Annotated in this window: 19 protein-coding genes, 5 tRNA genes and 1 riboswitch; of the genes, 8 read left to right on the forward strand and 16 right to left on the reverse strand. The window is 71.7% G+C overall.

Features of this window, described 5'->3' with window-relative positions; translation table 11 throughout:
• Window positions 1-9: 9 nt before the first annotated feature.
• The 12 genes from AC07BS_RS18715 to AC07BS_RS18770 all read right to left on the reverse strand — a co-directional run bounded on the left by AC07BS_RS18715 (window position 10) and on the right by AC07BS_RS18770 (window position 14,319).
• On the reverse strand, window positions 10-978 hold the full coding sequence (locus AC07BS_RS18715; RefSeq protein ID WP_478933244.1) for an aldo/keto reductase: 969 nt from the start codon (window positions 976-978) through the stop codon (window positions 10-12).
• 29 nt (window positions 979-1,007) lie between these two features.
• On the reverse strand, window positions 1,008-2,522 hold the full coding sequence (locus AC07BS_RS18720) for an MFS transporter (protein ID WP_478648807.1): 1,515 nt from the start codon (window positions 2,520-2,522) through the stop codon (window positions 1,008-1,010).
• Window positions 2,523-2,649: 127 nt separating this feature from the next.
• On the reverse strand, window positions 2,650-3,978 hold the full coding sequence (locus AC07BS_RS18725; RefSeq protein WP_478933246.1) for a M23 family metallopeptidase: 1,329 nt from the start codon (window positions 3,976-3,978) through the stop codon (window positions 2,650-2,652).
• An 11-nt stretch (window positions 3,979-3,989) separates the two neighbouring features.
• Window positions 3,990-4,128, reverse strand: a riboswitch (cyclic di-AMP (ydaO/yuaA leader).
• Window positions 4,129-4,266: 138 nt separating this feature from the next.
• Complete coding sequence (locus tag AC07BS_RS18730) at window positions 4,267-5,442, reverse strand: PP2C family protein-serine/threonine phosphatase (RefSeq protein ID WP_478648813.1); 1,176 nt, start codon at window positions 5,440-5,442, stop codon at window positions 4,267-4,269.
• A 221-nt stretch (window positions 5,443-5,663) separates the two neighbouring features.
• The gene (locus AC07BS_RS18735) at window positions 5,664-7,286 is read right to left on the reverse strand and encodes a DEAD/DEAH box helicase (protein WP_478933249.1); all 1,623 of its coding nucleotides are present in this window, start codon (window positions 7,284-7,286) and stop codon (window positions 5,664-5,666) included.
• Window positions 7,287-7,474: 188 nt separating this feature from the next.
• Window positions 7,475-7,678: a cold-shock protein gene (locus tag AC07BS_RS18740; RefSeq protein ID WP_478648819.1), complete on the reverse strand. Its 204-nt coding sequence runs from the start codon at window positions 7,676-7,678 to the stop codon at window positions 7,475-7,477.
• 231 nt (window positions 7,679-7,909) lie between these two features.
• Window positions 7,910-8,764, reverse strand: a complete 855-nt coding sequence (locus AC07BS_RS18745; RefSeq protein ID WP_478648822.1) for a DUF6227 family protein — start codon at window positions 8,762-8,764, stop codon at window positions 7,910-7,912.
• 224 nt (window positions 8,765-8,988) lie between these two features.
• On the reverse strand, window positions 8,989-10,440 hold the full coding sequence (locus AC07BS_RS18750; protein ID WP_478933252.1) for an MFS transporter: 1,452 nt from the start codon (window positions 10,438-10,440) through the stop codon (window positions 8,989-8,991).
• Window positions 10,441-10,680: 240 nt separating this feature from the next.
• Window positions 10,681-10,753: transfer RNA gene (locus tag AC07BS_RS18755), tRNA-Lys, on the reverse strand.
• Window positions 10,754-10,877: 124 nt separating this feature from the next.
• The gene (locus AC07BS_RS18760; RefSeq protein ID WP_478648827.1) at window positions 10,878-13,127 is read right to left on the reverse strand and encodes a DEAD/DEAH box helicase; all 2,250 of its coding nucleotides are present in this window, start codon (window positions 13,125-13,127) and stop codon (window positions 10,878-10,880) included.
• Window positions 13,128-13,366: 239 nt separating this feature from the next.
• Complete coding sequence (locus tag AC07BS_RS18765) at window positions 13,367-13,873, reverse strand: hypothetical protein (protein ID WP_478648830.1); 507 nt, start codon at window positions 13,871-13,873, stop codon at window positions 13,367-13,369.
• Between the two features lie 95 nt (window positions 13,874-13,968).
• Complete coding sequence (locus tag AC07BS_RS18770) at window positions 13,969-14,319, reverse strand: metallopeptidase family protein (RefSeq protein WP_478648832.1); 351 nt, start codon at window positions 14,317-14,319, stop codon at window positions 13,969-13,971.
• A 138-nt stretch (window positions 14,320-14,457) separates the two neighbouring features.
• Here AC07BS_RS18770 and AC07BS_RS18775 point away from each other — a divergent pair.
• From AC07BS_RS18775 to AC07BS_RS18800, 6 genes are all read left to right on the forward strand, one after another.
• Window positions 14,458-14,530, forward strand: a tRNA-Glu gene (locus tag AC07BS_RS18775).
• A 40-nt stretch (window positions 14,531-14,570) separates the two neighbouring features.
• A tRNA-Asp gene (locus AC07BS_RS18780) sits at window positions 14,571-14,645 on the forward strand.
• 25 nt (window positions 14,646-14,670) lie between these two features.
• Window positions 14,671-14,744 (forward strand) — tRNA-Phe (locus tag AC07BS_RS18785).
• A gap of 205 nt (window positions 14,745-14,949) precedes the next feature.
• Window positions 14,950-18,891, forward strand: coding sequence for an ATP-dependent RNA helicase HrpA (gene hrpA / locus AC07BS_RS18790; protein ID WP_478933255.1), 3,942 nt, complete (start codon window positions 14,950-14,952; stop codon window positions 18,889-18,891).
• Window positions 18,892-19,063: 172 nt separating this feature from the next.
• A tRNA-Asp gene (locus tag AC07BS_RS18795) sits at window positions 19,064-19,138 on the forward strand.
• Between the two features lie 136 nt (window positions 19,139-19,274).
• Window positions 19,275-19,496 carry a DUF6274 family protein gene (locus AC07BS_RS18800; protein ID WP_478933257.1) on the forward strand — a complete coding sequence of 74 codons (222 nt, stop codon included), beginning with the start codon at window positions 19,275-19,277 and terminating at the stop codon, window positions 19,494-19,496.
• A gap of 434 nt (window positions 19,497-19,930) precedes the next feature.
• On the opposite strand, the gene bldC is transcribed toward AC07BS_RS18800, so the two are convergent.
• Both bldC and AC07BS_RS18810 read right to left on the reverse strand, forming a co-directional pair.
• Window positions 19,931-20,137, reverse strand: coding sequence for a developmental transcriptional regulator BldC (bldC, locus tag AC07BS_RS18805; protein WP_003949541.1), 207 nt, complete (start codon window positions 20,135-20,137; stop codon window positions 19,931-19,933).
• 490 nt (window positions 20,138-20,627) lie between these two features.
• The gene (locus AC07BS_RS18810; RefSeq protein WP_478933259.1) at window positions 20,628-21,473 is read right to left on the reverse strand and encodes a DUF8083 family protein; all 846 of its coding nucleotides are present in this window, start codon (window positions 21,471-21,473) and stop codon (window positions 20,628-20,630) included.
• Window positions 21,474-21,681: 208 nt separating this feature from the next.
• Between AC07BS_RS18810 and AC07BS_RS18815 the strand changes: the two genes are divergently transcribed.
• Window positions 21,682-22,782, forward strand: coding sequence for a Leu/Phe/Val dehydrogenase (locus tag AC07BS_RS18815; RefSeq protein ID WP_478648842.1), 1,101 nt, complete (start codon window positions 21,682-21,684; stop codon window positions 22,780-22,782).
• Between the two features lie 363 nt (window positions 22,783-23,145).
• Entirely contained in the window at window positions 23,146-23,403 is a 258-nt protein-coding gene (locus AC07BS_RS18820; protein WP_478648845.1) for a DUF3073 domain-containing protein, read from the forward strand.
• A gap of 174 nt (window positions 23,404-23,577) precedes the next feature.
• Here AC07BS_RS18820 and purM read toward each other — a convergent pair whose 3' ends face one another.
• A complete protein-coding gene (gene purM / locus AC07BS_RS18825) occupies window positions 23,578-24,645 on the reverse strand; it encodes a phosphoribosylformylglycinamidine cyclo-ligase (protein WP_478933261.1) in 1,068 nt (355 codons plus the stop codon).
• 37 nt (window positions 24,646-24,682) lie between these two features.
• Window positions 24,683-26,200, reverse strand: a complete 1,518-nt coding sequence (purF, locus tag AC07BS_RS18830) for an amidophosphoribosyltransferase (RefSeq protein WP_478648849.1) — start codon at window positions 26,198-26,200, stop codon at window positions 24,683-24,685.
• Window positions 26,201-26,340 lie beyond the last annotated feature (140 nt).

Genomic DNA, 26,340 nt, shown 5'->3' on the forward strand with positions numbered 1-26,340 from the left:
GTGCCCCGGTTACGCCGAGGCCTCCGTCAGCTTCGTCAGGTCGGGGGCCGTCAGTTTCAGGTCCGCCACCGCCAGCAAGGGTGGGAGCTGGGCCACCGTGCGGGCGCTGGCCAGGGGGGTGGCCACCGTGGGGCGGGCGGCCAGCCAGGCCAGGGCGACGGTGGCGAGCTCGGCGTCGTGGGCCGTCGCCACCTCGTCCAGGGCAGCGAGGACCCGCCGGCCGCGCTCGGACTCCAGGTGCTGTCCGGCGCTGCCGGCCCGGGCGCTGTCCACCGCGGTGCCCGGGCGGTACTTGCCGGTGAGGAAGCCGGAGGCCAGCGCGAAGTAGGGGATCGCGGCCAAGCCGTGCTCCGCGGCGACGGTGGCCAGCTCGCCCTCGTAGGTGGCGCGGGAGACCAGGTTGTAGTGGGGCTGGATGGCCACGTACTTGGCCAGGCCGGACCGGTCGGAGAAGTCGAGGGAGGCCCGCAGCCGCTCGGCCGTGATGTTGGAGGCGCCGATCTCGCGGATCTTCCCCTCCTTCACCAGCGCGTCCAGCGCGCCGATGATCTCCTCCACCGGCACCGACTCGTCGTCGACATGGGTGTAGTAGAGGTCGATGCGGTCCGTGCGCAGCCGGCGCAGCGAGGCCTCCACATCCGTCTTGATCACCTCGGGGCGCAGGCCGCGGTGGGCCGGGACGCCGTGGCCGACCTTGGTGGCCACGACGACGGCGTCGCGGTTGCCGCGGGCGGCCATCCAGTTGCCGATGATGGTCTCGGACTCGCCTCCCTGGTTGCCGGGGACCCAGGCGGAGTAGACGTCGGCGGTGTCGATGAAGTTGCCGCCGGCCTCCGCGTACGTGTCGAGGACGGCGAAGGACTCCTTCTCGTCCGCCGTCCAGCCGAAGACGTTGCCGCCCAGGGCCAGCGGGTGGACGGAGAGGGCGCCGATGCCCCGGTGGCCCGTGGTGCCGTGGTTGCGATGAGTGTCAGCCATGCGATGGTGCAACTCCCCTGCTGGGATTGTTATTCCGCGGGCGCGGGCGCCGGCAGGGGCTCGGGAGGGTGGACGGACAGGGGTGCCGCGATGTCCTCAAGGGACCGGCCCTCGGCGCGTACGGCGAGGAAGGCGGCCACCACGCCGCCCGCGCACATCAGCGAGGCGCCGATGCTGAACGCCAGGACCGTGTCGCTCACGACGCCGCTCTGCGTCAGCGCGGCGAAGAGCAGGGGGCCGCTGATGCCGCCGGCCGCCGTGCCGACCGCGTAGAAGAAGGCGATCGCCATGGCCCGGGTCTCCATCGGGAAGATCTCGGACACCGTGAGGTAGGCGCTGCTCGCGCCGGCCGAGGCGAAGAAGAGCACGACGGCCCAGCAGGCGGTGAGCGTGACGGCGTTCAGCTGCCCCTCTCCGAAGAGCACGGCCGTACCGAAGAGCAGGACCCCCGCCAGCAGATACGTGGAGGAGATCATGATCCGCCGGCCCAGCGTGTCGAACAGCTTGCCGAGGAGCAGCGGGCCCAGGAAGTTGCCCACCGCTATGACCGCGAAGAAGTAGCCGGTGCGGGACGTCGACACGCCGAAGAAGCGGGTGAGGATGGCGCCGAAGCCGAAGGTGATGGCGTTGTAGAGGAACGCCTGGCCGATGAACAGGGCGAGTCCCAGGATGGCCCGGCGCCGGTAGTCGGAGAAGACCGTGCGCGCGATGTCCCGGAAGCCGAAGCTCTCGCGCTGGCGGATGGTGATGCTGCCCTTGGGGGCCGGCAGCTCCGTGCCCTTCTCGGCGGCGACGCGTTTCTCGATCGACGTCACCAGCCGCTCGGCCTCCTCGGCCCGGCCATGGATGAACAGCCAGCGCGGACTCTCCGGCACCTGGCGCCGGACGAGCAGGATCACCAGTCCCAGGACGACGCCCATCGCGAACGTCAGCCGCCAGCCCAGGCTCTTGGGGAAGATGCTCGTGTCGAGCATGAGGATCGACAGCAGGGAACCCGCGATGGCTCCCAGCCAGAAGCTGCCGTTGATGATCAGGTCGACCCGGCCGCGGTAGGCGGCCGGGATCAGCTCGTCGATGGCCGAGTTGATGGCCGCGTACTCCCCTCCGATGCCGAAGCCCGTCACGAAGCGGAAGACGAAGAACCACCAGGAGGTGTACGACAGCGCGGTCAGCGCCGTGGCGCCCAGATAGACCGCGAGCGTGACCATGAAGAGCCTTTTACGGCCGAAGAGGTCCGTCAGCCTGCCGAAGAAGAGAGCGCCCGAGCACGCTCCCGCCACATAGAGCGCGGCGGCCAGGCCGGTCACCCCACCGGAGGTGATGGACAGGCCGCTGCCCTGTTCGGAGAGACGGCCGGCGATATTGCCGACGATCGTCACTTCCAGGCCGTCCAGGATCCAGACCGTGCCGAGACCGATCACCACCGTCCAGTGCCACCGGGACCAGGGCAGACGGTCCAGGCGGGCAGGCACCGACGTGGTGATGGTTGTCGCGGGCGTCGTCACATGCTCTGATTTCCCGATTGGCGACAGAACATTCCCCATATCGGGATATTGGGCGTCTGTTACCCGGGTGCACCGCTGCGCTTGCGGAGCGCGCGTTCAGGCGCCAGGCGCGGAGCACGGAATGCGCGCCCCCAGCCCTACGCGCCTCTGCCCTACGCGTCCCGTCCTACGGCCGCAGGCCCTTGCCCCGCAGCCACGTCAGCGGGTCCACCGGCGCGCCGCCGTCCGGCCGCACCTCCAGGTGGAGATGCGCGCCGGTGACGTTGCCGGTGGCGCCCACCCGGCCGATGACCGTGCCGGCCCCGACCTTGCCCGACGTCACCACCATCGACGACAGGTGGCAGTACCAGATCTCGGTACCGTCATCGAGCGTCAGCACGACCCGGTAGCCGTACGCGCCCGCCCAGCCCGCCTGGGTGACGGTGCCGCCGCCCACCGCCTTCACCGGGGTGCCGGTCGGCGCCGCGAAGTCCTCGCCGGTGTGGTGCGCGGACCACATGTCGCCCGCCTGGCCGAAGCCCGCGGTCAGGGTGTACGAGGCGACGGGGAGGACGTACCCGCCACGGTGGGATCTGTCGGCCCGCTGTCCGTAGTCGTGGTCGGCGACATACTCCTGTGCGCCGTGCGCGGCCTTCTCCGCACGCCGGGAGAACGCCGTCGCGCCCGCCTTCCCGGCCTTCCCGGCCGCCGCCGACTCGTCCGACCCGCTCGAATCGTCCGACCCGCTCGACTCGTCCGACCCTGCCGACCCGGCCGCCCCCTGCGACTCGCCGGCTCTCCGGGCGTGCTGGGCGGCCACCTGCACCTGGTGCGCCTCAGCCTTCTCCGCCGCCGTCCTCCGCGTCGCCTCGACCGCCGTCCGCTCCTCGGCCGCGCGGGCCTCCTCCTCCGCGGCGCCCTGCTGGCGCTCGGCCTGCAGGAGGATGCGCGCCCGCAGCGCCTCACCGGCGTCGGCCGCGCTGTGCGCGGGCTCCGGCGCCGCCTCGGCCTGCCCGGCGGGGCTCGCCTCCGCCGGGGCCGCCGCGTTCTCCGTCGTCCGGGCCTCGTCGCCGCCGATCAACGAGCCGACGCCCGGGATCTTCGACAGTTCCGGCACGGATATCGGGGCCGCCGGGCGGTCCTGGGCACTCGCCATGCCGCCGGCGCCCACCGCCGCGATCATGCCCACGCCGAGCACGGCGCCGCTGCGGGCCATCGTGCCGCCGCGCTGCTTGACGACGCGGTGTCTGCCGCGGGCCGGGGGCGCCAGGGAGTCCTCGGACGGGTTCCACTCGCCGCCGGGCCCCTCGGCGCTCACGGGCTCGTGGGCGGGCTCGGGAGCGGTCCCGTAGGCCGGCTCGTAGGCCGGCTCGTAGGCGGGCTCGTACGCCGGGTCATGGGCGGGCCCGGTCTCGTACGCGTACCCGTATGTGGGCTCGTGCGTCTCGTAGGCCGCGTACGGCACTCCGTGCGCGTCGTGCGAACTTCCGTCCAGATCGGACCTGTTGGACGCCACCGGGGCGCACTCCTTTCCTTCCGACTCGCCTACCGGGTTAGCTGACGGGTTCGGAGCAGGAAGGTCTCCTACGGGCCGGCGTACGGCCCGATTCACCCCAAAGGTTGATGGTTCCCCGGTTCCACCCACGGGATTCGGCGAAGGCGCACGGCGCCGCCCCTGGCGACGGCTCAAGGACCGCGCTGCGTTATCGAACGTTAATAGACACGGCGGCCGGAAACCAAGCCGAAAGCGTGAATCCGTAGGCCTCTTGGGGCGATGTGGCCATACGTCCCAGCTGATCGTTCGTCAGTCGTTATCGGACCGGACGCGGATCATACGGGGTGTGGCCTGGTCGATCGTCTGAGTGACCGTGACGGGGCGGTGACGGCCGTCGCCGCGCCGGATGGCCAGCAGGGCCATGTCGTCGTTCGTCCGCCCCCCGGCATGCCGCGCGACGTCGGCGACGAGGGTGTCCAACAGTGCCTCGGGGCTCTTGAAGTGCCGGCCGGCCAGGCGCCTCCTGGGCTCGTAGAACGTGCCGCTCGGGTCCCGCGCCTCGGTCACCCCGTCGGTGAACAGCAGCAGGGTCGCACCCGCCGGGAAGTCCCACTCCTCCACCCGGTCCGGCCAGACGCCCAACTCGCCCATGCCGAGCGGCAGGGCGGGCATGGCGGGGTGGGCCTCGCCGACCATGCCGCCGGGGTAGAGCAGCAGAGGCGGCGGGTGGCCCCGGTTGATCATGCGGAGCACGCCGGGGCCCGACGGGACCTCGGCGAGGACGGCCGTGGTGAAGCCCTCGCTCTGGTCGAGGTTCGCCCTCCGTACGCCCTCCCGCTGCAACGCGCGCTCCAGGCGTACGGCGAGCCCCTCCAGCGTGCGCTCCTGCTCCGCGGCCTCGCGGAACGTGCCGAGCAGCACCGCGACCGCCTCCACCGCGCCCAGCCCCTTGCCCCGGACGTCCCCGACGATGACGCGCACGCCGTACGGGGTGTCCTGCACGGCGTACAGGTCGCCCCCGATGCGCGCGTCGGCCTCCGCCGCCACGTAGCGCGCGGCGACCCGCAGCCCGGCGATACGGGCCGGGGGCGCGGGGAGCACGGCACGCTGGGCGGCCTCCGCGATGCCGCGTACGGAGGCCAGCTTCCGGTCGCCGTGGTGGAGGACGTGGTTGATGCCGAGGGCGAGGGCGCCGACGGTCAGCACGGTCACCACCTCGGTCACCGATTCGCCCGCCTCGGGGGCCTGGCGGCCCACGGTGAGGCCCACCATGGCGGCCAGGGAGGTGAGCGCGACCAGCAGGGTGGCGCTCGGTGACAGCAGGGACGCCGCGACGAGCGGTGCCGAGGCGAAGAAGGGCGCCGAGGAGTACCGGGGAGGCGTGAGGACGTCGAAGAGGACACCGGCCACGATGATGGCGACCGGCAGCCAGCGCACCTGGGCCGGGAGACCGCGCGCGGCAGGGGTGTCGGGTTGAGTGGGCATCTCGGCCCACCCTCGCCGGTGCGGGGCGCTCCGGCGAGCGGGGTTGGGCCGATCGAGGGGACACCTGGCGCGACGAGGACGGGGGCCGAGGGGCGGTGTGCTCCGCCCCTCGGCCCCCGTCAGCGGCCCTCGTCAGCGGCCCCCGTCAGCGGCCCTCGTCAGCGGCCCCGTCAGCGGCCCCCGTCAGCCGTAGGGCCCTGCGCGGTTCGGCCCGCCGTGGTTCAGTTCGCCGGACGACGGTCGGCGCGCGCCGCCCCGTCACCGCCGCGACGGCGCGGGCGGCGGGCGGACCCGCCGGAGCGCGCGGGACGCGACGCGCCCTCGGCGCGCGCCGCCCCCTGACCCTGCTGCTGCCGCTGACCCTGCTGCCGCTGGCCCTGCTGCTTCTGGGACGGCCTCCGGGAGGACGGCTTCCGCGCCGGCTTCTGCGCGGCCTTCGGCGCCGGCTGCTGCGGCGGGGCGATGACGACCGGCACACCGCTGGGGCGGCGGGCGCCCGTGACGCGCGCGAGCTCGGCGTCCTCGGCGTGGACGTCGGCCTTCCGGGGCGTGATCTTCGCGGTGGCCATCATCCGGCTCATCTCGCGGCGCTCCTCGGGCAGTACCAGCGTCACGACGGTGCCCGACTCGCCCGCGCGCGCCGTGCGGCCGCCCCGGTGGAGGTAGTCCTTGTGGTCGACCGGCGGGTCGATGTTCACGACCAGGTCCAGGCCGTCGATGTGGATGCCGCGCGCGGCCACGTTCGTGGCGATCAGCGCGGTGACCTGCTCGGTGCGGAACTGCTCCAGCACGCGGTTGCGCTGCGGCTGGCTCTTGCCGCCGTGCAGCGCGGCGGCCCGTACGCCCTCCGAGAGCAGCCGCTTGACCAGCCGGTCGGCGCCGCGCTTGGTGTCCACGAACATGATCACGCGGCCCTCGCGCGCCGCGATCCAGGTGACGGTCTCCTTCTTCGCGTCCACGTCGGCCACGTGGAGCAGGTGGTGCTCCATCGTGACGACCGCACCCGCCGACGGGTCGACGGAGTGGGTGACCGGGTCGGAGAGGAAGCGGCGCACGAGACGGTCGACGTTGCGGTCCAGCGTCGCGCTGAACAGCATCCGCTGGCCCTGCGGGGCGACCTGGTCGAGCAGCCGGGTCACCTGCGGCAGGAAGCCCATGTCGGCCATCTGGTCGGCCTCGTCGAGGACCGTGATCGCCACGTCGCCGAGCTCGCACTCGCCGCGCTGGATGAGGTCCGCGAGCCGCCCGGGCGTGGCGACCAGGACCTCCGCGCCACGGGCGAGGGTCTGGGCCTGGCGGCCGATGGACATGCCGCCCACGACGGTGGCCGTCCGCAGGTTGACGGCGGTCGCGTACGGGGCGAGCGAGTCGGTGACCTGCTGGGCCAGTTCGCGGGTGGGCACGAGGACGAGCGCGAGCGGACGGCGGGACTCGGCCCGGCGTCCGGCGGTACGGGCGAGGACGGCCAGACCGAAGGCGAGGGTCTTGCCGGAGCCGGTGCGGCCACGGCCCAGGACATCACGACCGGCCAGCGAGTTGGGCAGGGTCGCCGCCTGGATCGGGAAGGGCTCGGTGACGCCCTCGCGGGTCAGCGTGGCGAGCAGCGCGGCGGGCATGTCCAGCGCGGCGAAGGAATCCACCGGCGGCAGCGCCGGCGTCGTGCTGACCGGCATCTCGAAGTCGCCCTGCGGCTCGACGGGCCGGCGCCGGGCGGAGCCCCGTCCGGACGACTGGCGGGCCTCGGCGCCGTCGCCACGCGTACGGGGAGAGCGCGAGGGGCGCGAGGAGCGCGTGGAGCGCTCCGGACGATCGGAGCCGGCGGAACGGGCGGCGGAGCGAGTCATGCGGGGGGACCTTCCCTCAATGGGGTGCCAAGCCCCCTGTTCGAACGGACGCGGTGGGCGTCCGGGACGCGGTGATCGTCGCGGACGCGGTGGGCGCCGTGATCGCGGCAGGCGCGACGATGGGGCCCGCACACAGTGGTGCGGGCCCCATCGGAAGCGTCAACGCGCTGCGGCGCTGCGGATGGTCGTCAGATGGTGACGATGTTCTCCGCCTGCAGGCCCTTCTGGCCCTGCGTGACGTCGAAGGACACCTTCTGGCCCTCGAACAGCTCGCGGAAGCCCTGCGAGGTGATGTTCGAGTAGTGGGCGAAGACGTCGGGGCCGCCGCCGTCCTGCTCGATGAAGCCGAAGCCCTTCTCGGAGTTGAACCACTTCACGGTGCCGGTCGCCATGTCTGTCTCCTTAGTGATGGGATGGGCCCCAGACCGGAAATAGACCGGCTAAAACAAAAATGCGCCGTCGGCTACATGGCCGAGGCGCACACGAGTTCATGGGTACCACAACTGCAACTCGAACAATCGTAGCATGCGACGAGCCCGGCGATGGCGCGTACATGGCAATCGCACAATGCGCACCGGCACCGCCCGGGCCCACGAGCCACCGGCCGCCCCTCCCGCGCGGGTCTATAACTCGACCCCCTGGGCCCTGGCGTGCCGGTCCGCCGCGACCTCCGCCTCCGCCTCGTCGAGGTAGACCTCGCACACCAGCCGGCCGTCCGCCGTCATGTTGTGCTCCAGCTCCCAGAGGCTGACCTCCCCGCCGCCCTCCAGCAGGAACGCGTGCTCGTAGAACCGGCACCACGTGGTGTCCCGGCCGGAGCCCCGGCGGCGGGGCTTGGTGATGAGCGCGATGTGGTGGCCGAGCGCGCCCTGCAGCAGCTCGCGCACCACCTCGCCGGGGCCGTCCTGGTTCTCGGCGCGCCGCAGCAGCCGGCGGGCGTGGTCGGGCGAGGCCTCGGAGACGTACTCCCGCCGGGGCCGCGTGGGCCCCATGGCGAGCAGCAGCTCCTCGGCCAGCCACGGCGGCAGCTCCTCGGCCTCGCTGCCCGGGCCGATGCCCCCGCCGCCGATCCGCTCGTGCACCCGCCGCTCGGCGGCGTCGAGGGCGTCCTCCTGGGCGTACAGCTCGTACAGAAAGCGGTCGTGGGGGCCGGTGTCGTGCTCCAGCTCGTAGAGCAGCAGGCTGCTGCCGTCCGCGAGGAGGAAGATGTGGCGGTAGGTGTTGCAGCGCAGCGGGCGACTGCCGTCGTTGCGCTGACGGTACGAGCGCAGCTCCGCCTGGTGCATCAGGGCGGTGGCCAGCCGCTCCAGCACCCGCTCGGCGATCTCGAACCCGTTCTGGGCCCGTTTCAGCAGCTCCTCGACCTGCTCGGCGGGGGTCGGCTCGGGCGCACGGCCGCGCGGGCCGCGGCCGGGGCCGCCCGGCTCGCCGCAGCCCCTGCTCTCGCCCTCGCCCCCGCCCGCTCGCGTCTTCGCCATGCCTGCCGCCTCCCGACCCTCGCCACACCGGACCCCACCCCGCGCACTTACCGTAGCGGCGCGAACACGGCCGCGGGGCGGGGTTTTCACCAACTGGCGGGAGCCCGACGGCGGACGGGGTGAACCACCGCGGGCGCCCGCTGACAGCCGTGCGTCCCCCGAACGCCCGGCGCAACGGACGGCCCCGGAGGCCGCACCCGGCGGCGTGCCGGGCTCCCACCCCCCTACGTCCTCCCGCCCGTGCCCACACGATCGGCGGCCTCCCCGCCCCCGCGGCCGGCGAGCCACCACCCGAGCAGGGCCGCCGCCGACAGCAGCGCCCCGGCGACCACGAAGGAGCCCGCCGGGGCGGCGTCCACGGCGAACGGCAGCAGCAGGAGACCGGCCGTGCTCGCCGTCCGGACGGCCGTCTGGTCCACGGTGAGCAGCCGCAGCCGTTCGGCGGCGACGAAGCCGGAGAGGTGGGCCCGCAGCGTCACCGCGGTCACCGGGAACAGCAGACCGGAGGTCACACAGAGGACGATCACCGCCGTGATGGAGTCCGCGACGCCGAGACCCGCCAGCGACAGGCCGGACGCCGCCCAGGCGACGCAGTACGTGGCCAGCCAGGTCCAGTGGGCGGGGAGGTGGCCGGTCAGCAGGTTGCCGCCGAGGCCGCCGGCCGCGGTGGCGGCGAGGGCCAGCCCGTAGCCCGCGGCACCCTGCCCGAAGCGGGTGACGAGGAGCGGTGGCAGGCCGACGGTGGAGACGGCGGCGGTGAACTGGGCCACGCCGTGCACGGCGATGGCCACGGCGACGCCCCGGTGCCGGCGGAGGACCTCCCAGGCCCGGACGGCCCGTTCGCGCCCGGCGGCCGCCGCCCCGAGGGGCCGCTTCCCACCGGGCTCCTCCCGCCCACCGGACTCGCCCCGCCCGCCCTCGACCGGGGACGTCCCGGCCGGAGACGTCCCGGCCGGAGACGTCCCGGCCGGAGACGTCTCGACCGGAGACGCATCGACCGGAGACGTCTCGACCGGGAACGCATCGACCGGAGGCGCCTCGGCCGCGCGCCCCGCGTCCGGCCACAGGTCGGCGCGGTCCAGGCCGGCCGCCGCGAGTGCCGTCCGGCGGCCGAGCCAGCCGAGGGCGACGGCCGACACGGCGAAGGTGAAGCCGTCGATCGCGAAGAGGTGGATCTCGGGGACGAGCACCAGGAGCGCGCCCACGCTGCCCTGTCCGACGACCGCCGCCACCCTCGACGTCAGGTCGAACAGACAACTCGCGTCGGCCACCTGGTCCGGAGCCACGAGCTGGGGGATCAGGGCGCCCAGGTTCGGCTCGAAGACGGCGCTGAGCGAGCCGAGCAGCAGCACGAGGACGAGCATGATGAGGAAGCCCGGCAGGTCCGGGGACCACAGCAGGGGCACGGCGACGGCCACGAGCGCGCGGGCGGCGTCGACCCGGGCCAGGGAGTGCCAGCAGGTGAAGCGCTCCACCACCGAGCCCGCGACGCCGAGCACGATGTACGGCACCGACTCGACGACGCCCACCAGCCCCATCAGCGAGGACGACCCGGTCGATTCGTAGACGACCCACATCGCGGCGAGCCCGTAGAGCCGGTCGCCCAGGACCGACAGCGCCATCGAGAGCCACAGCACTCGCACGGTCCTGGAGCGCAGCAGCCGTATATGCCTCATGGCGCACGTACCTCCGGCAATTCCGGTCCGGGGCCCGTCACCCTAGGGCGGCGCCCACCGGCCCATCACCGGCAAACCCTCACGAAACCGGACCGGAATCCCCCCATGACCACCCGCACGGGTAGCGCGCCGGTGAACGGCCGCCACCCACCCCCGCATCGCCGCCCGCCGGGGTCGCGCGGGGGCCCGTGAAACGCGAGGAGGCCCAGGTCGGAAGGGATCCGACCTGGGCCTCTGCGGTAGGCCGTGTGGGACTCGAACCCACAACCAATGGATTAAAAGTCCACTGCTCTGCCAATTGAGCTAACGGCCCGCACACCGCAGCATAGCCCGGCCGACCGCCGTAGCCCGAGTCCTTATGACGCGAGATGGCGAAACGTACGAGGGCCCGTACGACGCCTCACGCGTCGTACGGGCCCTCAGTTCAGCTGTGGGGATCAGCCGTTGCGCTTCCAGCGCGGCTTCTCGGCGCGCCGGTCGAAGGAGTTCGCGCCACGGTGGTCGTCACGGCGGCCGTACGGGCGGTCGCCGCCGCCGGAGCGGAAGCCACCGGACGGACGGTCGTCACGACGGTCGCGGTTGAACGGGCGGTCGCCGCCACCGGAGCGGAAGCCACCGGACGGACGGTCGTCACGGCGGAAGCCACCGGACGGGCGGTCGTCGCGACGGAAGCCACCGGAGGGGCGGTCGTCACGGCGGAAGCCGCCACGGTCGCCACCGCGGTCGTCACGACGGTCGTCGCGACGGAAGCCGCCACGGTCCTCGCGACGGTCGTCGTGGCGGAAGCCACCACGGTCGCCACGGTCGTCACGACGGAAGCCACCACGGTCGCCACCGCGGTCGCCGCCACGGTCGTCACGGCGGTCGTCACGGCGGAAGCCACCGGACGGACGGTCGTCGCGACGGAAGCCGCCACGGTCACCACCGCGGTCGTCACGGCGGAAGCCACCGCGGTCGCCGCCACGGTCGTCACGACGGTCGTCACGACGGAAGCCACCACGGTCGCCACCGCGGTCGCCGCCACGGTCGTCACGACGGAAGCCACCGCGGTCACCGCCACGGTCGTCACGGCGCTCGTCACGACGGCGGTCGAAGTTGCCCCGCTCGTCGCGGCGCTCGAAGGCGGGCGCGGACGCCTGGGCCGGGACGGCCGCGGCGGCGGCCGCCTCCTCCGCCTTGGCGGCCTCGTTCGCGGCCTCCTCGGCCGCGGCGGCCACAGCGGCCTCCGGGTCCTCGCCGCGCTCGCGGGCGGCACGGGCCAGCAGGCGGTCGGCCTCCTCGCGGAGCTCGGTGGCGCGGCGCTGGGCGCGCTCCAGCTGACGGGTGAGGTCGGCCAGGTCACGCTCGGCCTGCTTGGCGGCGTTGGCCGCGGAGTCGGCCTGGACCTCGGTGAGGGAGCGAGCGCCGGTGATCTTGGCGACGTCCTCGTCGAAGGCGCCGGCACCGCCGACGATGTGGCGCGAGGCGTCGACGCCCGCGTCCTCCATCAGGCGGAAGATCTGCTTGCGCTGGTGCGGCAGGGCCAGGGAGACGACCGTGCCGGACTGACCGGCGCGGGCCGTACGGCCGGAGCGGTGCAGGTAGTCCTTGTGGTCGCCGGCGGGGTCGACGTTGAGGACCAGGTCGATGCCGTCGACGTGGATGCCGCGGGCGGCGACGTCGGTGGCGACCAGGCAGTTCACGTAGCCGGCCTTGAAGTCCTCCAGGACGCGGGTACGGGCGCCCTGGGTCATGCCGCCGTGCAGCGCGTCCGCGCGGACACCGGCGTCGAGCAGCTGCTCGGCGACGCGGTCGGCGCCCATCTGGGTGCGGACGAAGATGATGGTGCGGCCCTTGCGGGCGGCGATGGCGGCGGTGACCGGCGCCTTGTCCTTCGGCTTCACGACGAGGACGTGGTGGGTCATCGTCGAGACGGCGCCGGCGGACGGGTCGACCTCGTGCGTGATCGGGTCGACCAGGTAGCGCTTGACCAGGGTGTCGATCTCGTTCTCGAGGGTGGCCGAGAAGAGCAGACGCTGGCCGCCGGAGGGCACCAGGTCGAGGATCTCGGTGACCTCGGGCAGGAAGCCCATGTCGGCCATCTGGTCGGCCTCGTCGAGGACGGCGACCTGGACCTTGTCGAGGGAGGCGGCACCGCGGTTGATGATGTCGCGCAGACGGCCCGGGGTGGCGACGAGGATGTCGACGCCGCGCTCCAGGGCGTAGATCTGGTTGCCCATGGACGTACCGCCGCAGACGACCTTCATCTTCAGGCCGAGGACGTCGCCGTACGGCTGGAGGGCGTCGGCGACCTGCATCGCCAGCTCACGGGTCGGGGTGAGGATCAGACCGCGCGGGCGCTTCTTCTCGGTGTGACCGCCGGCCAGGGTGGACAGCAGCGGCAGACCGAAGGAGAGGGTCTTGCCGGAGCCGGTGCGGCCACGGCCGAGGATGTCCTTGCCGGCCAGGGCGTCCGGGATGGTCGCGGCCTGGATCGGGAAGGGGGTGGTCACACCGTTCTGCGCGAGCTTGCGGACGATCGCGTCGTCCAGGCCCAGGTCGCCGAAGGTGATCTGGGGCTCGGCGGGCTCAGCGGCCTCGGTGGTGCTCTCGGCGGCCTCCGCGGCGGCCTCGACGACCTCGGCGGCGGCTTCGACGATCATCTCGTCGGCCTCGGGCATGACGGTCTGGTCAGTGGAAATGGACATGCGAAATGCGAAACCTTCCGGAGTTTCGGCACGCGCCCAAGCTCCGTGTCGGCTTCACAAATGACCGCCTCGATGCGGTCAGCCACGGCAAGGTAAGGAACGCGCCACACGGCGCGCTTCTGCTGGCGCCGGGCAAATGGGATCAAACGATCTACCACCATACGCACCCAACGCGGTGCCGCGCAAGCCGCGACGCCATGGCCTGCGCCACACACCCTTCCCCGCCCGCTCCCGGACGGCTACGACGGCCCGGCCTGCGGTCCCGGCTGCGGGGACGGCGGCGAGGACGAGGGCGGCTGCGACGGGGGTGTCGGCGCCTGGCTGCTCGGGGGCTGCGAGGGCGGCTGCGGCGGGGCCGACGGCTTGCCCGGCGGGTGGGACGCGGCCGGGCCGGAGCCGGCCGGGGGCTTCTTCCCCTCCCCCGGCTTGTCCGGCTTCTCGGCGGGCGGCGACGCCTCCGGGGCCGCCGACGGGGGCGCCGAGGCGGAACCACTGCGCCCACCCTTGGCCGCCGGGCTGCCGCTCGCGCCGCCCCGGGCCGCCTTGGCGTCCGCGTGGCCGCCCCGGCCGCCCGGCAGCCGGACGCCGCCGTCCGGCTCCGCGCCCGTCTCGCGCAGCCTGCCCGCCCCCGTGGGCGCCGGCCGCCCGGGGTCGCTCACGCTCATGCACCCGCCCAGGGCCAGAGTGGCCACGGCCGCGGCCGCGATTCGGGTGAGCGCTGACGCGGGCGCCGACATTGCGCGCATGAATGGGACCGCCTTCGGGTGCAGGGGACAGGCTTCCTGCCCAACTGGCCCCGCCCCGCCCAGGACACGCCGGGCGGGCGGCCGTCAGCCATCGATCATCCGTAGCCCAGCGCGTGCAGCCGCGCGTCGTCGATCCCGAAGTGGTGGGCGACCTCGTGAACGACCGTCACCTCCACCTCGGCCACGACCTCGTCCCGGGTCGCGCACATCCGCAGCGTCGGTCCCCGGTAGATCGTGATCCGGTCCGGCAGCACGCCCGCGTACCACTCGCCCCGCTCGGTCAGGGGCGTGCCCTCGTACAGCCCGAGCAGCTCCGGGTCGTCCGCCGCCGGCTCGTCCTCGACGAACACGGCGACGTTGTCCATCAGCCGCGTCAGCTCCTGCGGGATCCGGTCCAGGCCCTCGGCGACCAGTTCCTCGAACTCCTCGCGCGTCATCTCCAGCACGCCGCCATTGTCCGGCACGGGGGGCCGTCGGGAGGGGTCGGCGGAAGGCCGTCGCCAAACCGTTTTGGCGATCGGTCCCCGCATCCCATATGCTTCTCACGTCCCCGAGGCGCTGCGAAGCGCCCAGGTGGGCCATCAGCCCTCATCGTCTAGTGGCCCAGGACGCCGCCCTTTCAAGGCGGTAGCACGGGTTCGAATCCCGTTGGGGGCACGCTTGACCATGTGCGAGACTTGTTCTCGCACATAGCCAAGGTCCTGTGGAGCAGTTTGGAGTGCTCGCCACCCTGTCAAGGTGGAGGCCGCGGGTTCAAATCCCGTCAGGACCGCTTGTGACCGCTACGGTGGTCACATGGCTGGGTAGCTCAGTTGGTACGAGCGTCCGCCTGAAAAGCGGAAGGTCGCCGGTTCGACCCCGGCCCCAGCCACAGTGAGGCCCCCGTCTTCGGACGAGGGCCTCGGTGTTTTTCCCCCACCCGTCCGGCCCCACGGTCCTTGCCCGCCACGCCGGACCCCGGCGGGGGCCCACCCGCTCGCCGCGGCCCCTGCGAGACCCGGCCTCCGCCCGGGCGCGGCGGCCCCGAGCAAATGCGTTCGCCCCTCGCCCGGGGGTGGTGCGATCCTGGGGTTCGTATGTCTACGCAGCCTGCCCCCGCCACCTTCGACGGCCTCGCCGCCCGCCTGCCCGAGCTGATGCTGCGCGACGCGCAGCGGCTGGGCCGGCGGCTGGACGGGGCGCGCCGTATTCGTAAGCCCGAGGCCCGTGCGGCCGTCCTGGCCGAGATCGCGGCGGAGGCCGACGCGGCCGAGCTGCGGGTCCTGGGCCGCCGGGCGGCCGTGCCCGTGATCGACTATCCCGAGCAGTTGCCGGTCAGCCAGAAGAAGGACGCGATCCTGGAGGCGATACGCGACCACCAGGTCGTGATCGTCGCCGGTGAGACCGGCTCCGGAAAGACCACCCAGATCCCCAAGATCTGCATGGAGCTGGGCCGGGGGATCAAGGGCCTGATCGGCCACACCCAGCCCCGCCGGATCGCGGCGCGCACGGTCGCCGAGCGGGTCGCCGAGGAGCTGCGGACGCCGCTGGGCGGCGCGGTCGGCTGGAAGGTCCGCTTCACCGACCAGGTCGGCGGCGAGACCATGGTCAAGCTGATGACCGACGGCATCCTGCTCGCGGAGATCCAGACGGACCGCGAGCTGCGCCAGTACGACACGATCATCATCGACGAGGCACACGAGCGCAGCCTCAACATCGACTTCCTGCTCGGCTATCTCGCCCAGCTGCTGCCGCGCCGGCCCGACCTCAAGGTCGTCATCACCTCCGCCACCATCGACCCCGAGCGCTTCTCCCGCCATTTCGGCGACGCGCCGATCGTCGAGGTCTCCGGGCGTACGTACCCCGTCGAGGTGCGGTACCGGCCGCTGCTGGAGGAGGACTCCGGCGACGCGGACCGCGACCAGGTCACCGCGATCTGTGACGCGGTCGAGGAGCTGCAGAAGGAGGGGCCCGGCGACATCCTGGTCTTCCTCTCGGGCGAGCGGGAGATCCGGGACACGGCGGACGCCCTGGAGAAGAAGAAACTCCGCTTCACCGAGATCCTTCCGCTGTACGCGCGGCTGTCCCACGCCGAGCAGCACCGCGTCTTCCAGCGGCACACCGGCCGCCGCGTCGTCCTGGCGACCAACGTCGCCGAGACGTCCCTGACGGTCCCCGGCATCAAGTACGTCATCGACCCCGGCTTCGCCCGGATCTCGCGCTACAGCCACCGCACCAAGGTCCAGCGGCTGCCGATCGAGCCCGTCTCGCAGGCCAGCGCCAATCAGCGCAAGGGCCGCTGCGGCCGGACGAGCGACGGCATCTGCATCCGGCTGTACTCGGAGGACGACTTCCTGGCGCGTCCGGAGTTCACCGACGCGGAGATCCTGCGGACGAACCTCGCCTCCGTCATCCTCCAGATGACGGCGGCCGGCCTCGGGGACATCGAGCGGTTCCCGTTCATCGACCCGCCGGACCGGCGCAACATCAAGGACGGCGTCGACCTGCTCCAGGAGCTCGGCGCGATCGACCCGCAGCAGAAGGACGCCCGCAAGCGTCTGACGCCGCTGGGCCGCAAGCTGTCCCAGCTGCCGGTGGACCCCCGGCTGGCCCGCATGGTGCTGGAGGCGGACCGCAACGGCTGTGCCCGCGAGGTCATGGTCATCGCGTCGGCCCTGTCGATCCAGGACCCGCGCGAGCGGCCCGCGGAGAAGCAGGCGCAGGCCGATCAGCAGCACGCCCGGTTCAAGGACGAGACGAGCGACTTCCTCGCCTTCCTGAATCTGTGGCGGTACGTGCGCGAGCAGCAGAAGACTCTGTCGTCGTCGGCCTTCCGCCGTATGTGCAAGTCGGAGTACCTGAACTATCTGCGCATACGCGAGTGGCAGGACATCTACTACCAGCTGCGCACGGTCGCCAAGGGCATGGAGATCCACCTCGCCGAGGAGGACGCCGCGCCCGAGCGCGTGCACCAGTCGCTGCTGGCGGGGCTCCTGTCCCACATCGGGCTGAAGGATACCGAGAAGAACAACGAGTACGTCGGCGCGCGCAACGCCAAGTTCGCGGTGTTCCCGGGTTCGGCGCTGTTCAAGAAGCCGCCGCGCTGGGTGATGTCGGCGGAGCTGGTGGAGACCTCCCGCCTGTGGGCGCGGGTGAACGCGAGGATCGAGCCCGAGTGGGTCGAGCCGCTCGCGCAGCACCTGGTGAAGCGCACGTACAGCGAGCCGCACTGGGAGCAGAAGCAGGCGGCGGTGATGGCGTACGAGCGGGTGACGCTCTACGGCGTGCCGATCGTCGCCCAGCGCAAGGTCAACTACGGCCGGATCGATCCGGAGGTCAGCAGGGAGCTGTTCATCCGCAACGCCCTGGTCGAGGGCGACTGGCGCACCCACCACCAGTTCTTCCACGACAACCGCAAACTCCTCGGCGAGGTCGAGGAGTTGGAGCACCGTGCCCGTCGTCGCGACATCCTGGTCGACGACGAGACGTTGTTCGACTTCTACGACCAGCGGTTGCCCGAACACGTGGTGTCCGGTGCCCACTTCGACTCGTGGTGGAAGCACAAGCGGCGCGACGAGCCCGAGTTGCTCAATTTCGAGCAGTCGATGCTCATCAACGAGAAGGCCGGGGCGGTCACCAAGGACGACTATCCGGACGCGTGGCGTCAGGGCCGGCTGAAGTTCAAGGTGACGTACCAGTTCGAGCCGGGCGCGGACGCGGACGGCGTGACCGTGCACATCCCGCTCCAGGTGCTCAACCAGGTGTCGGCCGAGGGCTTCGACTGGCAGATCCCGGGGCTGCGCGCGGACCTGGCGACGGAGCTGATCCGGTCGCTGCCCAAGCCGATCCGCCGCAACTACGTCCCGGCCCCGGACTTCGCCCGGCGCTTCCTGGAGGGTGCCGTGCCGCTCCAGGAGCCGCTGACGACGGCGCTGGCCCGTGGGCTGCACCGGATGACGGCCGTGCGCGTGGACGCGGAGGACTTCGACCTCGCCAAGGTGCCCGACCACCTGAAGATCACCTTCCGGGTGGTGGACGAGCGCAAGCGCAAGATCGCCGAGGACAAGGACCTGGAGGCGCTGCGGCTGCGGCTGAAGCCGAAGACGCAGGCCGCGATCACCAAGGCCTTCGAGAAGGCCTCCGAGGCGTCCGGCGACAGCCGCCTCGAGCAGCGGTCCGGCCTGACCTCCTGGACGATCGGCGCGCTGCCCCGCACCTTCGAGACGCGCCGCGCCGGCCAGCCGGTCAAGGCCTTCCCCGCGCTCGTGGACGAGGGCACGTCGGTGGCCGTCCGGCTCTTCGACACCGAGCAGGAGCAGCGCGAGGCGATGTGGGCCGGAAACCGCCGCCTCATCCTGCTGAACCTGCCCTCCAGCCCCGCCAAATTCGCCCAGGACAAGCTCGGCAACCAGCAGAAGCTCGCCCTGTCGCGGAATCCGCACGGTTCGATCCAGGCGCTCTTCGACGACTGTGTCGCCGGCGCGGCCGACCGGCTGATGGCGGCGCACGGCGGGCCGGCCTGGGACGAGGAGTCCTTCCGCAAGCTGTTCGACGCCGTGCGCGCCGACATCGTGGACGCGACGCTGGACACGATCCGCAGGGTCCAGGAGGTGCTGGCCGCCTGGCAGGCCTGTGAGCGCCGTCTGAAGGCCGTCACGAGTCCCGTCCTGCTGCCGTCCCTGACGGACGTCAAGCAGCAGCTGGCCGAGCTGATCAAACCCGGCTTCGTGACCGCCCACGGCGTCCGGCGGCTGCCGGACCTCCTGCGCTACCTCGTCGCCGTCGACCGGCGCCTGACGCAGCTGCCGTCCAACGCCGAGCGGGACAGGACCCGGATGGCGAAGGTGGCGGAGATGCGCGACGAGTACGCGTGGCTGCTGGAGCAGTTCCCCAAGGGGCGCCCGGTGCCCCAGGAGGCCCGGGAGATCCGCTGGATGATCGAGGAGCTGCGGGTGAGCTACTTCGCCCACGCGCTGGGCACGGCCTATCCGATCTCGGACAAGCGGATCGTGAAGGCGATCGACCAGCTCGCGCCGTAGCGACGGGCGCCGCGGTGTCCGGTGCCGGGGCCGGTTCCAGGGCCTCCGGCACTCGGGCCCGGTGGCGGCGCCGGAGGGGTGTGCTCCACGCCTCATGGGCGGAGTTCGACCACACCCCCTGACCTGCTGTAGAGTCTGTCTCGCAACACCGCGAGAGCGGGGAAGCAAGCAAGGTCCTGTGGAGCAGTTTGGAGTGCTCGCCACCCTGTCAAGGTGGAGGCCGCGGGTTCAAATCCCGTCAGGACCGCATCGAAGAAAGGCCCGCGCCATAGAATTGGCGCGGGCCTTTCTGCTTGCCCGCCACCCCGATCCGGCCGTCGCGCGTCCGACCTTGACTGCGACACGTGCCAGGGGTACCCAGTCAGTGGGAGGTGCTGCGCCCCATGACGACGACCCGGCCCGATCAGCGGACGGTGAGCATCCGGCATGAGACCCGGGCCCTGCTGCGCGCCCATCTGGCCGCCGCCGTCGGTTACCGCCATCTGACCCGGCACTGTCCGGTCTGCCACCGGCTCCTGCGCCTGGCCCTGGAGGCCGGCGGTGATCCGCCGGAGCCCTGGGACGCCGCTCCGCCGCCGCCCCGGCGCCCCGGTGACCCGCGGTGACGTACGCCGTGCGAGCGCTCAAGTCCTTTACCGCACAGGCATGGTGGGCGACAAGCACGCCACGCTGTGACGGGAGTCACCGAAAGAGTTATAGGAGTAGGGGAACTTAACCCCTTCCTACACCCGGTCAATTTAATATGTGCAATTGCACCGACCTCGTGACCCCGCGCTCCGCCCGTCCGGGACACCCCCCGGGGCGGCGGGACCGGACCGGAGCCGGCACACGGCCGGCGGCCCCGGGCGTCACCACGGCCCGCCCGGAACATAAAAAGATCGCGCTGGACCCGGCGGAGTCCAGCGCGATCGACGACTCACCCAAGTCGGTGGGCACGATGCCTGTTGGGGCAGGCATCGGGTCGTTTGCTGCGGGGGTGGAGCTTCAGGTGGGCGACTGTCGGGTTGGGGGCCCCGGTGTCACCCGGTCATGCGGCTGTTCAGGCCTCGCTGCGCTGCTGCGGAATGCCCGCCAGCAGGGCGCGGACCTCCGCTTCGCGGTAGCGGCGGTGTCCTCCGAGCGTGCGGATGGACGTGAGCTTGCCAGCCTTGGCCCAGCGGGTGACCGTCTTCGGGTCCACGCGGAACATCGTGGCGACCTCAGCCGGGGTCAGCAGCGGCTCGGCATCAGGGGTGCGAGCGGTCATGAGCGGCCTCCTCGGGAGAACCGAACCATCACGTCGGTTCTTTCCTCTAAATTCTGCACCTTGACCCGCGTTGCCCGAAATGGCGGACGCGGGCCGAGTCGGTTATAGGACGAACGGCTTGTCCTCGGCACTACAACTACACCATCTGTCCAGCCACGTCGGCCAAACCGATGGAATTGCCCTCTCAGGTGTTCAACCTCGACGGAAGCCGATGGACCATGCCATAGCGGACAGTCACACCGCCGTGACGATCAGTCACAGCGGGATCAATCAGATCAGGGGTCATCAGACCCGCCAAGGAGTGCAATACCGATCTATCCGCCCTTACTTGGGCGGAAGGAGCCCTTCCCGGACTCCTTGTCCTATTTTGCCACGAGGATGGGCGATGGGCGCAAGACCTGAAGTAAGTGCTATAGGTCACGGTTGCGGCAATGGCCCGGATCGGGACCTAGGTCCCGGACCCGCCCCCGGCCGGCCCACGGCGCGCCGGTCAGTTGGCGAACTGGCGGTCGCGCACGGCCCGCCAACGTTCCGTCAGCCGTTCGTACGCCGCACCGGCCCGCACTCCGTCACCCGCCCGCAGCGCGATCAGACCCTCCGTCGTGTCCGCGGCGGAATGGTCGTCTTCCAGTTGTGCCTCGGGAACCATATGCACAAGTCCGCCGTAGTCCAGCTCCACCAGGGACCTCGGATGGAACTCTTCCAGCCACCGCCCCACATCCACCAGGCCGTCGATCAAGGGACCCTCCTCGATCGCGTCCCGGAGGGTCCGCAGTCCCCGGGCCACCCGCCGCCGGGCCTGGACCATGGGGGTGCGGTAGCGGAGCACCAGCTCCTCGCCGCCCGGCTCCCCCTTCCCGTACTCGCGCTCCTCGTCGGAGAAGAGGACGAACCAGCGCAGCGGCACCTGCCAGGTGGCCGTCCTGATCCACGGGCGGGCGTCGGGGTTCCGCTCCAGCCAGCGCTCGTAGTCCGCCTCCGCCTGCCGGCGCACGACGGGCGGCAGCACCGCGTCCAGCACCGGCGCCGGAAGGCGCTCGGCCAGCCCCTCCAGCGCCAGCCAGCCCCGCAGCCGGGTCCGCCAGGGGCAGACGCACACCACGCCGTCCACGACCGCCACGAAGGCGTCGCCGCTCTCGTGGACCGGGACCGGCACCGGTGGGGTGGGCAGCAGATCCGCGAGCGACCGGCGCAGTTCGTCCTGGGCGCCGGGGAGGGTCTCGCGGCGCGCGTAACGGGCCCAGTGCGCCCGTTCCGGCTCGGGGAAAGCGGCCAGCGGTTCGTAGACCCGGAGATATGCCGCGTACGGGACGGTCACCGACGACGCCACGCCCACGCTCGCTCCCTCAAGCCGTAGGAGACTTCCGGGGAGTTGCGGGCGTGCCGCTCCCCATACGGTCCAAATCGTCCCATGGCACCGGAGCCCGGGAGAGTGATCCTCCGCACGGGCCGGACCCACCGGGCCCGCAGGTCTTACCCTCTTGGGCAACCGGCCCTCCACCACCCCTCGGAGGGCGACCTCCGCGACATATGGAGTCACCACCGTGACTGACGTACGTCCCACCACCGACGCCGGCAACGGCGTGCTGCACACCCTCTTCCGGACCGACCAGGGCGGCCACGAGCAGGTCGTCCTCTGCCAGGACCGCGCCAGCGGCCTGCGCGCCGTGATCGCCGTCCACTCCACCGCCCTGGGCCCCGCCCTGGGCGGTACGCGTTTCCACGCCTACGCCTCCGACGAGGAGGCGGTACGGGACGCGCTCAACCTCTCGCGCGGCATGTCGTACAAGAACGCGCTGGCGGGGCTCGACCACGGTGGCGGTAAGGCTGTGATCATCGGAGACCCCGATCTGATCAAGACCGAAGAGCTGCTGCTCGCGTACGGACGCTTCGTCGCCTCGCTCGGCGGCCGCTACGTCACCGCGTGCGACGTCGGCACGTACGTCGCGGACATGGACGTGGTCGCCCGGGAGAACCGGTGGACCACCGGCCGCTCCCCCGAGAACGGCGGCGCCGGCGACTCCTCCGTGCTCACCGCCTTCGGCGTCTTCCAGGGCATGCGGGCCGCCGCGCGGAGCCAGTGGGGCGAGCCCACGCTGCGCGGCCGCAGGGTCGGTGTCGCGGGCGTCGGGAAGGTCGGCCACCACCTGGTGGACCACCTGATCGAGGACGGTGCGGAGGTCGTGGTCACGGACGTGCGGGCGGAGGCCGTCGAGCGGGTCGTCGCCCGGCACCCGCGGGTCACGGCGGTCACGGACGCGGACGTCCTCATCCGCACCCCGCTCGACGTGTACGCCCCGTGCGCCCTGGGCGGCGCGCTGAACGACGAGACCGTGGCGGCCCTCACCGCGACCGTGGTGTGCGGCGCCGCCAACAACCAGCTCGCCCATCCGGGCGTCGAGAAGGACCTCGCCGACCGCGGCGTCCTCTACGCGCCCGACTACGTGGTGAACGCCGGTGGTGTCATCCAGGTCGCCGACGAGCTGCACGGCTTCGACTTCGACCGGGCGAAGGCAAAAGCGGCCAAGATCTTTGATACGACTTTGGCCATATTCGATCGGGCGAAGTCGGACGGCATCCCGCCGGCCGTCGCGGCCGACCGCCTCGCGGAGCAGCGCATGGCCGAGGCACGCGCGAACCGGTAACCCTCCGCACCGACGCCACCCGATCGGGTGAACTTCTCGACAGGGGTGCGCGACCGGTCCCCGCACAGCGATCCCCACAGAACACGCCGCCGGGTGGGGGTGAGGGAGAGATCTCTCACCACCCCTCGGCGGGTCGGCGCGCGGGACACGTTAAAATCGCAGCTGACCAGCGAGTACAGGGCATCTCGCCGGTTGTGCTGCGTGGCACGTCATGCGGGCGACGTACCGTATGGCCGCGGAAGCAGGTACCGTTGAAGCTCTACAGGCCGGACACCCTCCCACGGGGGTCCGCTCTGACTCATGAACGTGAACGCGTGTCAAGACTCTGGGGCCGTCGAGCCCCGTCAATGAGGGGGTCGAGCCATGGGGCGCGGCCGGGCCAAGGCCAAGCAGACAAAGGTCGCCCGCCAGCTGAAGTACAACAGCGGCGGGACCGACCTCTCACGTCTGGCCAATGAGCTGGGCGCAACGCAGCCGTCGATCAAGCAGCCGCCGGAGAGCGAGCCGCTTGAGGATGAGCTGGAGGACGACCCGTACGCTCAGTACGCGGCGCGTTACAACGACGATGAGGACGAGGACGAGCAGTCGTCCGACCAGTCCGCATACCGTCGCCGCGCTTGACGCGACTACTTCACCGACCCGGTCCGGGGCCTCGCCCCGGACCGGGTTCTGTGCTGCCCGGCTTCCGGTAGCGGTCGACGACGGCCGACCGGTGACCGGACCGGCCCATGACGAAACCCGCCCGGGGCGCGATGCCCCGGGCGGTTCGTTCATGCCCTTGTCCTGACCGGCGGGTCAGGCGGAGTGGTCGCCGGTGAGGGCCACGGCCTCGGCGTGGTCGCCGCGCGCGGTGATCTCTCCCGCGACCCAGGCCTCCACTCCCCGGTCGGCGAAGGTCGCCAGCGCCACGTCCACGGACTCCGGCGGCACGACGGCCATCATGCCCACGCCCATGTTCAGGGTCTTCTCCAGCTCCGGACGCGCCACCCCGCCCAGCCTGCCGACGAGGTCGAAGACCGCCCCCGGCGTCCAGGTGGACCGGTCGACGACGGCGCGCAGCCCGTCCGGGATCACCCGGGCCAGGTTGTTCGCCAGGCCACCGCCGGTGATGTGCGAGAAGGCGTGCACCTCGGCCGTCCGGGTGAGGGCCAGGCAGTCCAGCGAGTAGATCTTCGTGGGCTCCAGGAGCTCCTCGCCGAGCGTGCGGCCGAACTCCGGAACGTCCCGGTCCAGCTCCCAGCCGGCCCGGTCGAAGAGCACATGGCGGACCAGTGAGTACCCGTTCGAGTGAAGTCCCGAGGACGCCATCGCGATGACGACGTCACCCTCGCGGATGCGGTCGGCGCCCAGCAGGCGGTCCGCCTCGACCACGCCCGTACCGGCGCCGGCCACGTCGAACTCGTCCACGCCGAGCAGCCCCGGGTGCTCCGCGGTCTCGCCGCCGACCAGGGCGCAGCCGGCGAGGACACAGCCCTCGGCGATGCCCTTGACGATCGCGGCGACCCGCTCGGGGTAGACCTTGCCGACGCAGATGTAGTCGGTCATGAACAGCGGCTCGGCGCCGCAGACGACCAGGTCGTCCACGACCATGCCGACCAGGTCGTGGCCGATGGTGTCGTACACGCCCATGCGGCGGGCGATGTCGACCTTGGTGCCGACGCCGTCCGTGGCGGAGGCGAGCAGCGGGCGCTCGTACCGCTTGAGGGCGCTGGCGTCGAAGAGGCCGGCGAAGCCGCCGAGGCCGCCGATGGCCTCGGGGCGGGTGGCCTTCTTCACCCATTCCTTCATCAGTTCGACGGCGCGGTCGCCCGCCTCGATGTCGACGCCCGCAGCTGCGTAGCTGGCACCGGTGGTCTCAGGCATTGCTGGGAACTTTCGTGTCGTCTTGTACTACGGAGCGTTACGGGCGACGGAGTGCGTCGGCGGCGTCCGCGCCACCGGCGAGCTCGGTCTCCAGCAGCTGCTTGCCGAGCAGCTCGGGGTCGGGCAGCTCCATCGGGTATTCGCCGTCGAAGCAGGCACGGCACAGGTTCGGCTTGGCGATGGCGGTGGCCTCGATCATGCCGTCGATGGAGATGTACGCGAGGGAGTCCGCGCCCAGCGACTTGCCGATCTCCTCGACCGTCATGCCGTTGGCGATCAGCTCGGCGCGGGTGGCGAAGTCGATGCCGAAGAAGCACGGCCACTTCACCGGCGGGGACGAGATCCGTACGTGGACCTCGGCCGCCCCGGCCTCGCGGAGCATCCGCACGAGGGCGCGCTGGGTGTTGCCGCGGACGATCGAGTCGTCGACGACCACCAGGCGCTTGCCTCTGATCACTTCCTTGAGCGGATTGAGCTTGAGCCGGATGCCGAGCTGCCGGATGGTCTGGCTGGGCTGGATGAAGGTCCGGCCGACGTACGAGTTCTTCACCAGGCCGGTGCCGTACGGGATGCCGCTGGCCTCGGCGTAGCCCACGGCGGCGGGGGTGCCGGACTCCGGGGTCGGTATCACCAGGTCGGCGTCGACCGGGGCCTCGGCGGCGAGCCGGCGGCCCATCTCCACCCGGGAGAGGTAGACGTTGCGACCGGCGATGTCGGTGTCGGGGCGCGCGAGGTAGACGTACTCGAAGACGCAGCCGCGGGGCTTCGCCTCGGCGAAGCGGGAGGTCCGCACGCCGTTCTCGTCGATGGCGATCATCTCGCCCGGCTCGATCTCGCGCACGAAGGTGGCACCGCAGATGTCCAGCGCGGCCGTCTCCGAGGCGACCACCCAGCCGCGCTCCAGGCGGCCCAGGACCAGCGGGCGGATGCCCTGCGGGTCACGGGCGGCGTAGAGCGTGTGCTCGTCCATGAAGACGAGGCAGAAGGCACCCTTGACGCCGGGCAGGACCTTGGCGGCCGCGTCCTCGACCGACAGCGGCTTGCCGTCGTCGTCCGTCTGGCCGGCCAGCAGGGCCGTGACCAGGTCGGTGTCGTTGGTGGCCGCCACCTGGGTGGCACGGCCGTTCTCCCGGGGGAGCGCCGCGACCATCTCCGCCAGCTCGGCGGTGTTCACCAGGTTGCCGTTGTGGCCCAGGGCGATGGAGCCGTTGGCGGTCGCCCTGAAGGTCGGCTGCGCGTTCTCCCACACCGAGGCTCCGGTGGTGGAGTAACGGGCGTGTCCGACCGCGATATGGCCCGTGAGAGAGCCGAGGGATGTTTCGTCGAAGACCTGGGAAACCAGTCCCATGTCCTTGAAAACGAGGATCTGGGAGCCGTTGCTCACCGCGATGCCCGCGGACTCCTGTCCACGGTGCTGCAGCGCATACAGCCCGAAATAGGTGAGTTTTGCGACCTCTTCTCCCGGAGCCCAGACACCGAAGACGCCACAAGCGTCCTGGGGGCCCTTTTCGCCGGGAAGCAGGTCGTGGTTGAGTCGTCCGTCACCACGAGGCACACATCGAGTCTATGGCAGGGAACAGGTTCATCCGAACCGGGGACCATTGGTTATGGCTCACACCACGGACAGCCACTTCCCGCGCACAGCGAATCACCCTTTCGCGGCGAAAAAGGGGTCGCTCGAACATCCGATCATCA

It is taken from the genome of Streptomyces sp. NPDC044063, assembly GCF_056434285.1.

Bases quoted from the DNA above. Each gene is read 5' to 3' on its own strand.
- AC07BS_RS18715 (WP_478933244.1), bottom strand. From the start codon at position 978: ATGGCTGACACTCATCGCAACCACGGCACCACGGGCCACCGGGGCATC.
- AC07BS_RS18720 (WP_478648807.1), bottom strand. From the start codon at position 2,522: ATGGGGAATGTTCTGTCGCCAATCGGGAAATCAGAGCATGTGACGACG.
- AC07BS_RS18730 (WP_478648813.1), bottom strand. From the start codon at position 5,442: ATGCCCACTCAACCCGACACCCCTGCCGCGCGCGGTCTCCCGGCCCAG.
- AC07BS_RS18735 (WP_478933249.1), bottom strand. From the start codon at position 7,286: ATGACTCGCTCCGCCGCCCGTTCCGCCGGCTCCGATCGTCCGGAGCGC.
- AC07BS_RS18740 (WP_478648819.1), bottom strand. From the start codon at position 7,678: ATGGCGACCGGCACCGTGAAGTGGTTCAACTCCGAGAAGGGCTTCGGC.
- AC07BS_RS18745 (WP_478648822.1), bottom strand. From the start codon at position 8,764: ATGGCGAAGACGCGAGCGGGCGGGGGCGAGGGCGAGAGCAGGGGCTGC.
- AC07BS_RS18750 (WP_478933252.1), bottom strand. From the start codon at position 10,440: ATGAGGCATATACGGCTGCTGCGCTCCAGGACCGTGCGAGTGCTGTGG.
- AC07BS_RS18760 (WP_478648827.1), bottom strand. From the start codon at position 13,127: ATGTCCATTTCCACTGACCAGACCGTCATGCCCGAGGCCGACGAGATG.
- AC07BS_RS18765 (WP_478648830.1), bottom strand. From the start codon at position 13,873: ATGCGCGCAATGTCGGCGCCCGCGTCAGCGCTCACCCGAATCGCGGCC.
- hrpA (WP_478933255.1), top strand. From the start codon at position 14,950: ATGTCTACGCAGCCTGCCCCCGCCACCTTCGACGGCCTCGCCGCCCGC.
- AC07BS_RS18800 (WP_478933257.1), top strand. From the start codon at position 19,275: ATGACGACGACCCGGCCCGATCAGCGGACGGTGAGCATCCGGCATGAG.
- bldC (WP_003949541.1), bottom strand. From the start codon at position 20,137: ATGACCGCTCGCACCCCTGATGCCGAGCCGCTGCTGACCCCGGCTGAG.
- AC07BS_RS18820 (WP_478648845.1), top strand. From the start codon at position 23,146: ATGGGGCGCGGCCGGGCCAAGGCCAAGCAGACAAAGGTCGCCCGCCAG.
- purM (WP_478933261.1), bottom strand. From the start codon at position 24,645: ATGCCTGAGACCACCGGTGCCAGCTACGCAGCTGCGGGCGTCGACATC.